Annotated in this window: 13 protein-coding genes; 7 read left to right on the top strand and 6 right to left on the bottom strand. The window is 71.9% G+C overall.

Going from position 1 to position 13,975, the window contains the following annotated elements; translation table 11 throughout:
- The coding region (locus ACFSL4_RS28395; RefSeq protein ID WP_381088873.1) for a hypothetical protein at positions 1-498 on the bottom strand (498 nt) is incomplete at its 3' end.
- Between the two features lie 92 nt (positions 499-590).
- On the opposite strand from ACFSL4_RS28395, the gene trpS reads away from it, so the two are divergent.
- Complete coding sequence (trpS, locus tag ACFSL4_RS28400) at positions 591-1,604, top strand: tryptophan--tRNA ligase (protein ID WP_381088876.1); 1,014 nt, start codon at positions 591-593, stop codon at positions 1,602-1,604.
- 195 nt (positions 1,605-1,799) lie between these two features.
- Positions 1,800-2,384, top strand: coding sequence for a 2'-5' RNA ligase family protein (locus tag ACFSL4_RS28405; protein ID WP_381088879.1), 585 nt, complete (start codon positions 1,800-1,802; stop codon positions 2,382-2,384).
- A 31-nt stretch (positions 2,385-2,415) separates the two neighbouring features.
- Here the strand turns inward: ACFSL4_RS28405 and ACFSL4_RS28410 are convergent, their stop codons facing one another.
- The gene (locus ACFSL4_RS28410; protein WP_381088881.1) at positions 2,416-3,180 is read right to left on the bottom strand and encodes a decaprenylphospho-beta-D-erythro-pentofuranosid-2-ulose 2-reductase; all 765 of its coding nucleotides are present in this window, start codon (positions 3,178-3,180) and stop codon (positions 2,416-2,418) included.
- A gap of 196 nt (positions 3,181-3,376) precedes the next feature.
- Here ACFSL4_RS28410 and ACFSL4_RS28415 point away from each other — a divergent pair, with 196 nt between their 5' ends.
- Positions 3,377-4,285 (top strand): YihY/virulence factor BrkB family protein, encoded by a 909-nt coding sequence (locus ACFSL4_RS28415; protein WP_381088884.1) that lies wholly within the window; start codon positions 3,377-3,379, stop codon positions 4,283-4,285.
- On the opposite strand, the gene ACFSL4_RS28420 is transcribed toward ACFSL4_RS28415, so the two are convergent.
- Entirely contained in the window at positions 4,233-5,495 is a 1,263-nt protein-coding gene (locus tag ACFSL4_RS28420) for a D-alanyl-D-alanine carboxypeptidase family protein (RefSeq protein WP_381088887.1), read from the bottom strand. The genes ACFSL4_RS28415 and ACFSL4_RS28420 overlap by 53 nt on opposite strands.
- Positions 5,496-5,643: 148 nt before the next feature.
- On the opposite strand from ACFSL4_RS28420, the gene ACFSL4_RS28425 reads away from it, so the two are divergent.
- Both ACFSL4_RS28425 and ACFSL4_RS28430 read left to right on the top strand, forming a co-directional pair.
- A complete protein-coding gene (locus ACFSL4_RS28425) occupies positions 5,644-5,886 on the top strand; it encodes an SCO4848 family membrane protein (protein WP_381089098.1) in 243 nt (80 codons plus the stop codon).
- 21 nt (positions 5,887-5,907) lie between these two features.
- Positions 5,908-7,233 carry a metallophosphoesterase gene (locus tag ACFSL4_RS28430; protein WP_381088890.1) on the top strand — a complete coding sequence of 442 codons (1,326 nt, stop codon included), beginning with the start codon at positions 5,908-5,910 and terminating at the stop codon, positions 7,231-7,233.
- A gap of 12 nt (positions 7,234-7,245) precedes the next feature.
- Here ACFSL4_RS28430 and ACFSL4_RS28435 read toward each other — a convergent pair whose 3' ends face one another.
- Positions 7,246-7,557: a DUF397 domain-containing protein gene (locus ACFSL4_RS28435; protein ID WP_381088893.1), complete on the bottom strand. Its 312-nt coding sequence runs from the start codon at positions 7,555-7,557 to the stop codon at positions 7,246-7,248.
- A gap of 39 nt (positions 7,558-7,596) precedes the next feature.
- Here ACFSL4_RS28435 and ACFSL4_RS28440 point away from each other — a divergent pair, with 39 nt between their 5' ends.
- Positions 7,597-9,153, top strand: coding sequence for an ABC transporter substrate-binding protein (locus tag ACFSL4_RS28440; RefSeq protein ID WP_381088896.1), 1,557 nt, complete (start codon positions 7,597-7,599; stop codon positions 9,151-9,153).
- A 7-nt stretch (positions 9,154-9,160) separates the two neighbouring features.
- On the opposite strand, the gene ACFSL4_RS28445 is transcribed toward ACFSL4_RS28440, so the two are convergent.
- Both ACFSL4_RS28445 and ACFSL4_RS28450 read right to left on the bottom strand, forming a co-directional pair.
- A complete protein-coding gene (locus ACFSL4_RS28445) occupies positions 9,161-10,624 on the bottom strand; it encodes a sensor histidine kinase (RefSeq protein ID WP_381088899.1) in 1,464 nt (487 codons plus the stop codon).
- Entirely contained in the window at positions 10,621-11,388 is a 768-nt protein-coding gene (locus tag ACFSL4_RS28450; RefSeq protein WP_381088902.1) for a response regulator transcription factor, read from the bottom strand. Before ACFSL4_RS28450 ends, ACFSL4_RS28445 begins: the two co-directional genes overlap by 4 nt.
- Positions 11,389-11,545: 157 nt before the next feature.
- Between ACFSL4_RS28450 and ACFSL4_RS28455 the strand changes: the two genes are divergently transcribed.
- Complete coding sequence (locus ACFSL4_RS28455) at positions 11,546-13,960, top strand: MMPL family transporter (protein WP_381089101.1); 2,415 nt, start codon at positions 11,546-11,548, stop codon at positions 13,958-13,960.
- Positions 13,961-13,975 lie beyond the last annotated feature (15 nt).

The following is a 13,975-nucleotide window of genomic DNA, read 5'->3' on the forward strand; positions in this document are numbered from 1 at the left end:
CAGCCCGCCCTTCGCCAGCCGGTCGAAGACCGGCCGCGGCACCCGATGCCACCGGACGTCGTCGTCGGCCACGTCCGGCGCCGGGTCCGACCGCACCCACGCCGTGCCGTCCCCGGCCAGGAACACCTGGTCCTGCCGCTCGATCGCCACGTCGCCCCCGGGCGCCCGCCGGGTGTACGGCCACCCCCCGATCCCGGTCAGCCCCCACACCACGGTGGCCCGTACGCGTGGATACCGTCCCCGCAGCCACGCGTCCGGCACCCGCTCGGTCCGCCGCTCCGTCGGCCCCAGCAGCTCCCACAGCAGCGCGAAGTCACCCTCACCGGCCCGCAGTGTCGTCGTGCGGCCCGTGCCGGCCGCGATCACCAGCGCCAGGTCGGGTATGTCCTTGCCCGCAGCCCGCGCCGGCCCGGCGGCCGCAGTCAGTGCCCCGGCGGTCACCGCCAGCGCCGCCACCAGCCTGCCGAGCGTGCGCACGCGGCCCCCGTTCTTTGTCATGTCCCCTTGTTACACCGCCGGGCCCGATTCGGCCCGCGCCTGTTGCCCCACCAGTTCCTGACCGGTCCCGAAGACCTGAGAGAATGGTGAACATGGCTTCAGACAGTCCCCGTGTGCTCTCCGGCATCCAGCCGACCGCCGGCTCGTTCCACCTCGGCAACTACCTCGGCGCCGTCCGCCAGTGGGTGGCCCTTCAGGAGACCCACGACGCGTTCTACATGGTTGTGGACCTGCACGCGATCACTGTCCCGCAGGACCCCGCGAACCTGCGCGCCAACACCCGCCTGGCCGCCGCCCAGCTGCTCGCCGCCGGGCTCGACCCGGACCGGTGCACGCTCTTCGTCCAGAGCCATGTCCCCGAACACGCCCAGCTCGCCTGGGTGATGAACTGCCTCACCGGCTTCGGCGAGGCGAGCCGCATGACCCAGTTCAAGGACAAGTCCGCCAAGCAGGGCGCCGAGCGCGCGAGCGTCGGCCTGTTCACGTACCCGATCCTCCAGGTCGCCGACATCCTGCTGTACCAGGCCAACGAGGTGCCGGTCGGCGAGGACCAGCGCCAGCACATCGAGCTGACCCGCGACCTCGCCGAGCGTTTCAACGGCCGCTTCGGCGAGACGTTCACCATCCCGCGGCCGTACATCCTCAAGGAGACGGCGAAGATCTACGACCTCCAGGACCCGTCGATCAAGATGAGCAAGTCGGCGTCCACGCCGAAGGGCCTCATCAACCTGCTCGACGAGCCGAAGACCACCGCGAAGAAGGTCAAGAGCGCCGTCACGGACACGGACACCGTGATCAGGTACGACGTGGAGCACAAGCCTGGCGTCAGCAATCTGCTGACCATCTACGCGACCCTCACCGGAACCGGTGTCGCGGAACTGGAGCAGAAGTACGCCGGCAAGGGCTACGGTGCGCTCAAGACGGACCTCGCCGAGGCCATGGTCGACTTCGTGACCCCGTTCCGGGAGCGTACCCAGCAGTACCTGGACGACCCCGAGTCCCTCGACTCGATCCTGGCCAAGGGTGCGGAGAAGGCCCGTGCCGTCGCCGCGGAGACCCTCTCCCAGGCGTATGACAGGGTGGGGTTCCTGCCCGCCAAGCACTGATCCGGCAGGACCGGTCTCCCGGCGGCGCGTCCCATCGCCGTACAGTCGGTAGTCACTCCTGCCCGCGACCAAGGCCGAGCATCCGAAGAACCGGTTACCGGAAGAACCGGTTGCCGGAAGAACCCGAAGCCCCAGAAGAACACCGAAGAACACCGAAGAACACTGCACGACACCAGCACGACGACAGGAGACGACGTGGGGACCGTAACGATCGGCGTGTCGATCGCGGTCCCGGAGCCTCACGGCAGCCTGCTACAGGAGCTGCGCGCGGGCTTCGGCGACGCCGCGGCTCACGGCATCCCCACGCATGTCACCCTGCTCCCGCCGACGGAGGTCGACGCCTCCGTGCTGCCCGCGATCGAGGCGCACCTCGTCGAGGTGGCGGCGGCCGGGCGCCCCTTCCCGATGCGGCTGTCGGGGACGGGCACGTTCCGTCCTCTGTCGCCCGTGGTCTTCGTGCGGATCGTCGAGGGCGCCGAGGCGTGCGCGTGGCTGCAGAAGCAGATCCGGGACGCCTCCGGGCCGGTGGCGCGCGAGCTGCTCTTCCCCTACCACCCGCATGTCACGGTGGCGCACGGCATCGACGACGCGGCGATGGACCGGGCGTACGAGGAGCTCGCCGATTACGAGGCCGAGTGGCCGTGCACGGCTTTCGGGCTGTACGAGCAGGGCGCGGACGGCGTCTGGCGCAGGCTCCGGGAGTTCGCCTTCGCAGGCGCGGTGGTGCCGCCGCAGGCGGCCCGGTCGGAGGACGCCTCCCTGCCCGCCCCCTGGGCGTAGACCCCGGACCCCGGACCCCGGACCCCGCCCCCTAGACCGGCAGCCACCGGAACACCGGCCGCGGCACATGCCGCAGCGCCGACATGACCAGCCGCAGTGACCCCGGTACCCACACCGCCTCCGACCGCCTCCGCAGCCCCAGGTCGATCGCGGCGGCGATCCGCTCCGGCGTGGTGGACAGCGGTCCGTCCCCCCGTCCCGTGCTGCCGCGCCGGCGGACGGACCCGGGGCGCACCACCATGACGTGCACGCCGGTGCCGTGCAGCGCGTCGCCCAGGCCCTGTGCGAACGCGTCGAGCCCGGCCTTGCTGGAGCCGTAGATGAAGTCCCAGCGGCGGGCCCGCTCGCCGGCGACCGACGACAGCACCACCAGCGAGCCGTGGCCCTGCTCCTGGAGGGCGCGGGCGCACACCAGGCCCGCCGAGACGGCGCCCGTGTAGTTGGTCTGCGCGACGCGCGCCGCGGCGACCGGGTCGCGCTCGTCGGTCGCCTGGTCGCCGAGCACGCCGAAGGCGAACAGCACCAGGTCGATGTCGCCCTCCGCGAACACTTTGCCGAGCGCGCTCTCATGGCTCTCGCTGTCGAGCGCGTCGAAGGCGACGGTACGGGTGTCGGCGCCGAGCTCACGCAGATGCTCGGCGGCCTGCTCCAGCTCCGGGGAGGGGCGCCCGCCCAGCCATACGGTGCGGGCGCGCCGTGCGATGAGCCGGCGCGCGGTGGCCAGCGCGATCTGGGACGTACCGCCGAGGATCAGCAGGGACTGCGGGGTGCCGAGGGCGTCCTTGTGGGCAGGCATGATCGTGACCGTATCGCCGCAAAACGGGCATAACGCTCTCATGTCCCCACTCACTACGGGGCCTCACCGGAATGGGCGACGCACGGCGTCCCGCCGACGGTGCGGTGCCCGGCGGCTTCGGGGGTACCCGGACACCGATCGTCCGCGGCTTTGTGCGAGGAACCGCGCCCAGGGGCCACGAGGGGAGAGTCGGATCATGGACTGGCTGAAGAGGCTCCCCGTCGTCGGGCCGCTGGTCACCCGCCTCATGACCACGCACGCCTGGCGGTCCTACGAACGCCTCGACCGCGTGAAGTGGACCCGGCTCGCCGCCGCGATGACGTTCATCAGCTTCGTGGCACTCTTCCCGCTGCTCACCCTGGCCGCCGCCATCGGCGCCGCGACGCTCAGCACCTCCCAGCAGGACAAGCTGCAGAGCAAGATCGCCGAGCAGTTCCCCGGCATCTCCGGACAGCTCGACATCCACGGCCTGGTCCAGAACGCCGGCACGGTCGGCGCCATCTCCGCGGCCGTACTGCTGTTCGTGGGCATCGGCTGGGTCGGGCAGGTCCGCGACTGCCTGCGCGCGGTGTGGGAACTGCCGGACGGCGACGAGAACCCGCTGGTGCGCAAGGCGAAGGACGGTGTGGTGCTCATCGGTTTCGGCGGCGCGGTCCTGGTCACCCTCGCCGCGTCCACCCTCGCCTCCGCGCTGGTGGGCCGGGCGGCCGGGCGACTCGGCCTCGACGAGGGCGGCTGGGGCGCCGTGCTGCTGCGCGTCGCCGCGTTCGCCGTCGCCGCCTGCGCCGACTTCCTGGTCCTGCTGTACGTGCTCACACTGCTGCCCGGCGTGGAGCCCCCCAGGCGTCGCCTGCTGATCGCCGCCCTGATCGGAGCGGTCGGCTTCGAACTGCTGAAGCTGCTGCTCAGCGGCTATATCCAGCAGGTCGCCTCGAAGAGCATGTACGGCGCCTTCGGGGTGCCGGTCGCGCTGCTGCTGTGGATCAACTTCACCGCGAAACTCGTGCTGTTCTGCGCCGCCTGGACGGCCACCCGGAACAAGGGGGCCGCTGTCACGGGCGCGTCCGGCGGCGTACCAGATCAGGCAGCGGCCAGCGGCGGTTGACCAGGAACGCGCCCCCGCCGAGCAGTATGAGAAGGCCGCCGACGAGGGCGAGCGCCACGCCGATGCCACTGGAGCCGCCCTGCTTCACCGAGGCGGCCACCGGCTTGGCGGAGCTCCGGCGCGCACCGGAGGCGGACGGGTTCGCGCCGGGCTGCCCGGCGGCGCTCCTCGGGGCGACGAGTTCGCCCACCGGCGTCACCTTGCCGGCCGCGCCGAAGCCCCAGTCGAGCAGTCGGCCGGCCTCCCGGTAGACCTCGTTGTGCTCGTGCCTCTCCGGGTTCATGACCGTGACGAGCAGCACTCTGCCGTCGCGTTCGGCCACACCCGTGAAGGTCGCGCCCGCGTTGGTGGTGTTGCCGTTCTTCACGCCCGCGATGCCCCGGTAGGGGGTGATGTCGTAGTCCCCGGCCAGCAGCCGGTTGGTGTTCTGGATCTCGAAGGACCCCCGGGTCTTCTTGCCCTTCGTCACCTTGGTCTCGCCCGGGAACTTGGTCCGCACCGTCGCGCAGTACTCCCGGAAGTCCTTCTTCTGCAGCCCGGACCGGGCGAACAGTGTCAGGTCGTAGGCCGAGGAGACCTGTTTCGGGGCGTCATAGCCGTCGGGGCTGACCACATGGGTGTCGAGGGCCTGGAGCTCCTCGGCGTGCGCCTGCATGTCCCTGACGGTCTGTTCGACCCCGTTGTTCATCGCGGACAGCACGTGCACCGCGTCGTTGCCGGAGCGCAGGAAGACCCCCAGCCACAGATCGTGAACCGTGTAGGTCTCACCCTCCTTTATCCCGACCATGCTGGAGCCGGCGCCGATGCCGGCCAGGTCGGAGGGCGCCACCTTGTGCTGCTCGGTCCTCGGGAACCTGGGCAGCACGGTGTCGGCGAACAGCATCTTCAGGGTGCTCGCCGGGGGCAGCCGCCAGTGCGCGTTGTGGGCGGCCAGCACGTCACCGGACTCGGCGTCGGCGACGATCCAGGAGCGCGCGGTGATGTCCTTCGGAAGCACCGGGGCACCGCTGCCGAGGTTCACCTGGGTGCCCGGCCTGCCGAGCAGTTCCCCGCCGACGGTCGACATCACCGCCGGGGGAGTGGCCGACGGCGAGGCGGCCGGGCTCTTCCTGCCGGCGAGGGCGGTCGCCGGGGTGGCGAGTGCGAGGGACAACACGACGGCGGAGGCGACCGCGAGGCGGCGGCCGGTGATCTTCTTCAAGGCGGACACGGACGCGAAAGTACAGGGTGCGGAGCCGGAAGTCCCGCCGCATCCCGGCCGATGCCGCCCACCCCGCGATGAACGGCCACCGGGAAGCGGCGATACTGGACGCATGCCGGCATCGGATGCCCGGCGCAGTGACGAAAGGCCCCGTCTTGTGAAACTCAGCCGTCCCGTCTCCTGGTTCCTGCTCGCCTTCGGGGTGTGGAGCTGGGTCATCTGGATCACTTTCGTCAGGAACCTGTGGAAGGACGCGAGCGGCCTCGCGTTCGATGACGCGGGGGATCCGACGGCGTACTTCTGGGTGCATCTGGCGCTCGCCGTCGTCTCCTTTGTCTTGGGGACCGTCATCGGCGTCATCGGGTTCCGCGGACTGCGCGCGTTGCGACGTACGCCATAGCGACGGGGGGACAGGGACACAGTGGTCGTCGTCTTCGGGCTGGTCGCCCTGGCCGTCCTGGCCGCCTTCGCGGCGCTGCACCGGTACGCGTGGCTCCGGCTCGTCCGTGACACGACCCGCGGGCCGGGCCTCGCCCGGCGCGCCGGAACGGCGGTGCTCACCGCCGGACCCGTGCTGGCCGTCGGGGCCCTGGCGGCCGAGGTCGCCGGAGCTCCCTTCTGGCTCCAGCGTGTCCTGGGCTGGCCGGGCTTCCTGTGGATGGCGCTGTCCCTCTACCTGCTGCTGGCGCTGGTGGCGGGGGAACTCCTGCGGCCGCTGGTGCGCCGGCTGGTGGAGCGCCGGCCGAGGGTGCGGGAGACGGCGCCGAGCGCGGCACCGGTGCCGGTGGGGCCGGCAGCGATGCCGGTGGGCCCGCGCTCGGTGGCCCCGGAAACGGCCGGGACGGAACCGGAAGGGCCGGAAGAGGTGGATGCGGCACCCGAGGACCCGCGGTCCCCGGCTCCGGAGGACGCCGCCGGCCCCCCGTCCCGCAGGCTGTTCGTCTCCCGGGTCGTGGGCGGGGCCGTGGCCGCCGCCGCGGCCGGCACGGTGGGCTACGGCACGTACGGCGTGCTCCGTGGCCCCGCCGTGAAACGCGTCACGGTCGCGCTTGCCAGACTGCCGCGCTCCGCGCACGGCTACCGGATCGCCGTGGTGAGCGACATCCACCTCGGCCCGGTGCTGGGCCGGGGCTTCGCACAGCGCGTGGTGGACACGATCAACTCCACACAGCCGGACCTGATCGCGGTCGTCGGCGACCTGGTCGACGGCAGCGTCAAGGACCTCGGCCCGGCCGCCGCACCGCTGTCGCAGCTGAGGGCCCGTCACGGCAGCTACTTCGTCACCGGCAACCACGAGTACTTCTCCGGCGCGGACCAGTGGGTCGAGGAGGTGCGCCATCTCGGCCTGCACCCGCTGGAGAACGCCCGCACCGAACTTCCCGCCTTCGACCTGGCCGGCGTCAACGACCTGGCGGGCGAGCGCGAGGGCGAGGGCCCCGACTTCACCAAGGCGCTCGCCGACCGCGACCCCTCGCGCGCCGTCGTCCTGCTGGCCCACCAGCCGGTCCAGGTCCACGAGGCGGTACGGCACCACGTGGACCTCCAGCTCTCCGGCCACACCCACGGCGGCCAGCTCTGGCCCGGCAACCTCGTCGCGGCCGCCGCCAACCCGACGGTCGCGGGCCTGGACCGCTACGGCGACACCCAGTTGTACGTGTCCCGGGGCGCCGGCGCCTGGGGGCCGCCGACGCGGGTGGGCGCGCCGTCGGACATCACGGTGATCGAGCTGGCGTCCCGCCGGGCATGACGGGCAGCCCGGTCACTGCGCCGAGGCGAAGCAGGCCCATGCTGCGGGAGAGAGGCGAAGCACGCGGCCTTTGGGGTCCTTCGAGTCGCGGAGGGCCACGGTGCCGGGGATGTTGCGGGCGACTCCGACGCATTCACCCCCGAGCTGCTGTAGCTGGAGGGCCTCGCGGACCCTCGCCGACTGGTTCCAGATGCGCGGCGCTTGACTCCCGAGGCCAGGCAGTGGCCGAAACGGATCGGTAACAACCCTTGGTAAGACCTTTCTTATTTCAACGAATCTCTCCTTCCTTCGATCAAAACGCTGTGATTGGGTGATCCGTGCCACAGGGGAGTGGCGTGCGCTGAGGGCCTGGGGAGGGCGCCGATGCGATCTGTTCGCATGCGGATTCTCGCGACCGTGCTGGTACTGGCGGGCGCGGGAGTGGGTGGCTGGCAGTTGCTGCCGGCCAAGGAGAACACCGACAGGACCATCACGGTCGGGACGACGGACGCCGTCACGTCGCTCGATCCGGCGGGGGCCTACGACGCCGGGTCCTGGGCCCTGTTCAGCAACGTCTTCCAGACACTGCTGACCTTCGAACCCGACGGCGCGCAACCCGTACCGGACGCGGCCCAGCGGTGCGCCTTCGTGGGCAGCGATCTGCGCACCTACCGCTGCACGCTCCGCAAGGGCCTCATGTTCCCCAGCGGCCGCACCATGACCGCCGAGGACGTCAAGTACTCCTTCGACCGGGTCAAGCGCATCAACTCCGACGTGGGCCCCGCGACCCTGCTCGACACCCTCGGTTCGGTCGACGCCGCCGGGCTCACCGTCACCTTCCACCTGTCCTCGCCCGACGCGACCTTCCCGTTCAAGGTCGCCACCGGCGCCGGGTCGATCGTCGACCGCACCCGGTACCCGCGCAAGGCGCTGCGCACCGACAACGGTGTCGACGGGACCGGGCCCTACACCCTGACGTCGTACACGAAGGACGACAAGGCCGTCCTGCGGCCGAACGCCCGCTACCGGGGCGCCGTCGAGGACACCGGCCGGCCGGTGGTGCTGCGCTACTACGAGGACCCCGCAGCCCTGGAGAAGGCGTGGCAGGCGAAGGACGTCGACGTCGCCACCCGCCAGCTGCCGCCCGCCGTGCTCGCCGGCCTCAACCCCAGTGATGCCGGCCGGCGCGTCAGCGAGTCCGACAGCGCCGAGACCCGCAACCTGGTGCTGAACACCTCCGCCCGCTCACCGCTGCACGACCGCCGCGTCCGCCAGGCCGTCGCCGCGCTCATCGACCGCGAGAAACTGGTCAGCACGGTGTACGACGGCACCACCGACCCGCTCTACTCGCTGATCCCGGCGGGGATCACCGGGCACACCACGTCCTTCTTCGACGCCTATCCCAAGCCCGACGCCGCGAAGGCCCGCGCCCTGCTGACCGCGGCGGGCGTGAAGACGCCCGTCCGCTTCAGCTACGGCTACGCCCGGGGCCGGGGCGCCGCCGCCGAGGAGGCCGCCGAACTGAAGCGGCAGCTGGAGGCGAGCGGGCTGTTCAAGGTGGACATCGAGGGCTACGAGTGGACCGACTTCCAGAAGCGGTACGCGAGCGGCAGGCTCGACGCGTACGCGGTCGGCTGGGTCGCCGACTTCCCCGACCCGGACAACTTCAGCGGCCCGCTCGTCGGCACCGGCAACAGCATGAAGAACGGCTACAGCAGCAAGGCCGTCGACGCTCTGATCCGGGACAGCCAGCAGTACTCGGACCGCAGCCGCGTCACCGCCGACTTCGAGCAGGTGCAGCAGCTCGTGGCCCGGGACGTGCCGCTGATCCCGCTGTGGCAGGCGAAGGAGTACGTCGTCGGCAGTGAGGACGTCGGGGGCGGGCAGTACCTGTCGGACGGCACGGGCGTCTTCCGCCTCTGGCGGCTGACCTGGATCTGACGCCCGGTCACCCGTCGTCCATGTCCCTGCCGTGTCCCCGCGCCGGCAGCGTCACCGTCACCGCCAGCCCCTCGCCCGGCGCCGTCCGCACCCCCACCTCGCCACCGTGCGCAGCCACCACGCCCTGCACGATCGCCAGCCCCAGCCCGCTGCCCGCGCCGGGGCCCACGCGGAAGAACCGGTCGAAGGCGCGGGCAGCGTCCTGCTCGGCGAGGCCCGGCCCCTCGTCGGCCACGCACAGGCGCACCACCCCGTCCGCGCGCTCCAGACCGAGCCGCACCGGCGCATCGGCGGGCGTGTGGGTGCGGACGTTGCCCACGAGGTTGCCGAGCACCTGCCGCAGCCCCGACTCGTCCGCCCGCACCAGCAGCGCGCCGTCCGCGGCCACCGTCACCGGACGCTCCGGCTGCTGGGCGCGCAGATCCTCCGCCGCGTCCCGCACCAGACGGCTCAGATCGACGTTGCGGAAGCGGAGTTCCGGCTGCCGGTCGAGGCGGGCGAGGGTGAGGAGCTCGTCGACCAGCCGGCCCATCCGGTCCGCCTCGGCCATCATCCGCTCCCAGGACCGTTTCCTCTCGTCCGGGTCGGTCAGCATCCCCTGGTCGTAGAGCTGGAGGTAGCCGCGTATCGCAGACAGGGGCGTGCGCAGCTCGTGCGAGGCGTCCGCGACGAAGCGGCGGAGCTGGGCGGCGCTGCGCTCCCGCGTCCGGTAGGCCGACTCCACCTGATGGAGCATGGAGTTGAGGGCCGTACGCAGCTGCTCGACCTCCAGGGAGGTGTCCTTGCTGGACGGCATGCGCCGGGTCAGATCGCCCTCCGCGATCGCCGACGACGTCTCCACCATGTCCTCCAGCGGCCGCATCCGGCGGCTCACGCTGATCATCGTCAGCGCGGCGAGCAGCGCCAGCAGCAGGCTGCCGATGGTGAGATCGAGCTTGAGCGCCTTGGCGACGCCCTTGTGCAGCACCGCGGTGGAACGGGCCAGCAGCACGTACGCGCCGTCGGCGAGCCGCACCCCGGTCACCCGGTAGGGGTCGCCGCGCAGCCGGAGGTCGTGCGGCGTCCCGTCCCGGACGAGCGCGGCCGGGTCCCCGGCCTCGGCGGCGAGTGTCTGCTGGATGGCGGTGGGCTTCAGCCCGGCGACGGGGAGCACCGTGCCGTCCCCGCCGACGGCCACGAAGATGCTGTCCGGGTTCGGCGCGTCGCCGCTGTGCGGCAGCAGCCGGTCGCGGACGAGCGCGAGCGCGGCCAGCGAGTCGATCTCCCGCATGGTCAGGTGCGAAGCCGCCAGCGAGGCACGCGACTTGGTCAGCTCGGCGTCGATCTGTCCGAGCACGTAGTGCCGCATGCCCATCAGGCTGAACGCCGTGGCCGCGACGATGCCGAGCGCCAGCAGCCCCACGTTCGCCAGCGTCAGCTTGCCCCGCAGGGAGTGGACGCCGCGCGGCCGGGGGAGCCGGAGGAGGGTCATGCCAGCCCGTATCCCACGCCCCGCCGGGTGGTGATCACCGGCGGTCCGAGCGGCTCCAGCTTGCGGCGCAGATAACTGATGTACGTCTCCACGACCGTCGACTCGGCCGGCGTGTGCTCGTACTGCCACACATGGCGCAGCAACTGGTCCTTGGGCACGATCCGTCCGCCGTTGCGCACCAGGAAGCGCAGCAGCGCGTACTCGGTGGGGGTCAGCTCGACCGTGCGCCCCGCGCGGTGCACCGAGTACGTCGTCTCGTCCAGCTCCAGGTCGCCGTAGCGCAGCGGCGGGCGCTGCGGCAGGACGTCGGCGGCGGTGGGGGTGCCCCCGCGCGAGCTCGTTCGGGCGTGGGGGAGGGTGCGGCGCAGCACGGCCCGTACCCGGGCGACCACCTCGTCGATGTTGAACGGCTTGGTGATGTAGTCGTCACCGAGGCCGAGCGCGCCGACGATCTCGGCGGGCGCGTCGCGCGCGGTGACGAAGACCAGCGCCAGGTCCGGCCGCCGGGCGCGCAGTTCACGTCCCAGCGCGCGCCCGTCGCCGTCCGGCAGCATCACGTCCAGCAGGGCGGCGTCGGGCCCGGCGCGCTCCGTGAGCGCCAGTGCCTCGCGCACCGTGCGCGCGGTCATCACCCGGAAGCGGTGGTAGCGCAGGGCGATGGACAGGACGTCCGCGATGCTCTCCTCGTCCTCGACGACGAGCACGGTCGCCCCCTCGTGCGTGCCCGGGTGTGCCCCCTCGTGCGCTGCCTCGTTGGCCGTCATGCCCCCAGTATCCGCACCCGCCCGAACCCGTGGGCGTGGGTGTGCTTTGGAGTTCCTTGAGAGTCGGGGCGGATCATGTCCGTCCGGGCACGCCAGCGCCGATGCTGGTGGTCCAGGACCGGGGGACCCTGATGAAGGAGCGTAGAGAGTGACGACAATGGCGCGGTGGTGCTACCGGCACCGGCTGCTGGTCCTGTTGCTGTGGGTGGTGGCGTTGCTGGGAGTGGGCGCGGCGGCCTCCGTCAGGGGCGCGGACTACGCGAACGTCTTCTCCCTGCCCGACACGGATTCCAAGAGCGCCTACGACCTCATGGAGAAGGCGTTCCCGAAGGCCGCGGGCGACACCGACACGGTGGTGTGGAAGGTCGACCGGGGCTCGGTCCGCGACCGGTCCGTACGGGACCGCATCGAGCCGGCGCTGGCGAAGATCGGGCGGATGGAGGGGGTCGGCGCGGTCGCCGGCCCGTACACCGGGGCCCGGGGGGCGGCGCAGATCAGCCGGGACGGCACCATCGCCTACGCGCAGATCACCTTCACGGAGCGGGTGAACGCCGTGCCCAAGGAGCTGGTGCAGGACGTCGTCGACACCGCTCGGGGCGCCCGCGGCGACGGTCTGCGGGTGGAGCTGGGCGGCCAGGCGATCGCCCGGATCCAGCAGCCGCCCGCCGGCCTGTCCGAGATGGTCGGCATCGGCGCGGCCGCCGTCGTGCTGTTCCTCGCGTTCGGCTCGCTCTTCGCGATGCTGCTGCCGATCGCCGTCGCGGTCTTCGGCGTCGGCATCGGGCTGTTCTCCACCCAGCTGATCAGCCATGTCACCGACGTGCCCGACATCGCCCCGCTGCTGGCCTCGTTGATCGGCCTGGGCGTCGGCATCGACTACGCGCTGTTCATCGTCACCCGGCACCGGCGCGGCATCCTGCGCGGCCTGGACCCGGAGGAGTCGGCCGCCGTCGCCCTGAACACCTCGGGCCGGGCCGTGCTGTTCGCGGGCGGCACCGTGTGCATCGCCCTCGCCGGGATGCTCGTGACGAACCTGCGCTTCCTCGACGGTGTGGTCATCGGCACCTCGCTCACGGTCGTGATGAGCGTGCTCGCGGCCGTCACCCTGCTTCCGGCGCTGCTCGGGCTCCTCGGCCCGCGGGTGCTCAGCCGCCGGCAGCGGCGGCGGCTGGCCGCTCAGGGCCCCGAGCCGGAGCGGGCGAGCGGGCTCGCGGCCCGCTGGTCGGGACTGGTGCAGCGGCGTCCCCGGGTGATCGCCGCGCTCGCCGTGGTCTTCATGGTGGTGCTCGCGCTGCCCGTGCTGTCCCTGCGGCTCGGCGCCACCGACCAGGGCAACGACGACGCGTCGACCACGACCCGGAAGGCGTACGACCTGCTCGCCGAGGGCTTCGGCCCCGGCTTCAACGGACCTCTCCAGGTGGTGTCCACCCGCGGTGACACCCCCGCACTCGTCAAGGACATCGGCGACACCCACGGGGTGGCCCGGGCCGTCGCGCTGCCGCCCGCGCACGGCGTGACCGTGATCCAGGTGGTGCCGACCACCTCGCCGCAGTCCGAGGAGACGGACCGGCTCATCGACACCCTGCGCGACGACGTGATCCCGCGGGCGGGCGCGACGGCCCACGTCGGCGGGGTGACCGCGGTGTCGAAGGACTTCGCGTCCGTCACCGGCGACCGGCTGCCGTACTTCGTCGCGACCATCATCGGACTCGGCTTCCTGCTCCTGCTGATCGCGTTCCGCTCGCTGGTGGTGCCGCTGACGGCCGCCGTGATGAACCTGATCGCCGCCGCCTCGTCCTTCGGCGCCCTCGTGGCGATCTTCCAGTGGGGCTGGGGCCTGGACCTGCTGGGACTGGGCAAGGAGGGCCCGATCCAGGCGTTCCTGCCGATCATCATGCTCTCCCTGCTCTTCGGCCTGTCGATGGACTACCAGGTGTTCCTGGTGAGCCGGATGCACGAGGAGTGGGTGCACACCGGGGACAACGCCCGCGCGGTCCGCGTCGGTCTCGCGGAGACCAGCCGGGTCATCAACTCCGCGGCCCTGATCATGGTCTGCGTCTTCCTCGCCTTCGTCCTCAGCGGCAACTCGGGCGCCGCGATGGCGGGTGTCGGTCTTGCGGCGGCGGTGGCGCTGGACGCGTTCGTGCTGCGCACGGCGCTGGTGCCGGCGGCGATGCATCTGCTCGGCAGGTCGAACTGGTGGCTGCCGCGCTGGCTGGACCGCCGGCTGCCGCACCTGGCGGTGGAGCCGGCCGAGGAGCCGCGCAAGGAGCCGGCGGAGAGCGCGGGCCCGCGCGGTGCGAGCGCCGTGCACGGGTTCGTCCGGGACGCGGAGGGCGACCCGGTCGGGGGTGCGGCCGTGACGCTGCTGTCCACCGGGGGCCGCCAGCTGGACCGGGTCATGTCGCTGGCCGACGGCTCGTACATCCTCTCGGTCCCGGCGCCGGGCACCTACCTCGTCGCGGTGACCGCGTCCTCGTACGGATCCCGGGCCCGGCACGTGGTGCTCGGGCAGGAGCCGCTCGTGTACGACGTGGAGCTGACCGGTGACGAGGTGGACGCGGTGAACTGACAGGCCGTGCCCGTG

Origin of the sequence: Streptomyces caeni, from assembly GCF_042678285.1 — a bacterium.
GTDB lineage: Bacteria > Actinomycetota > Actinomycetes > Streptomycetales > Streptomycetaceae > Streptomyces > Streptomyces caeni.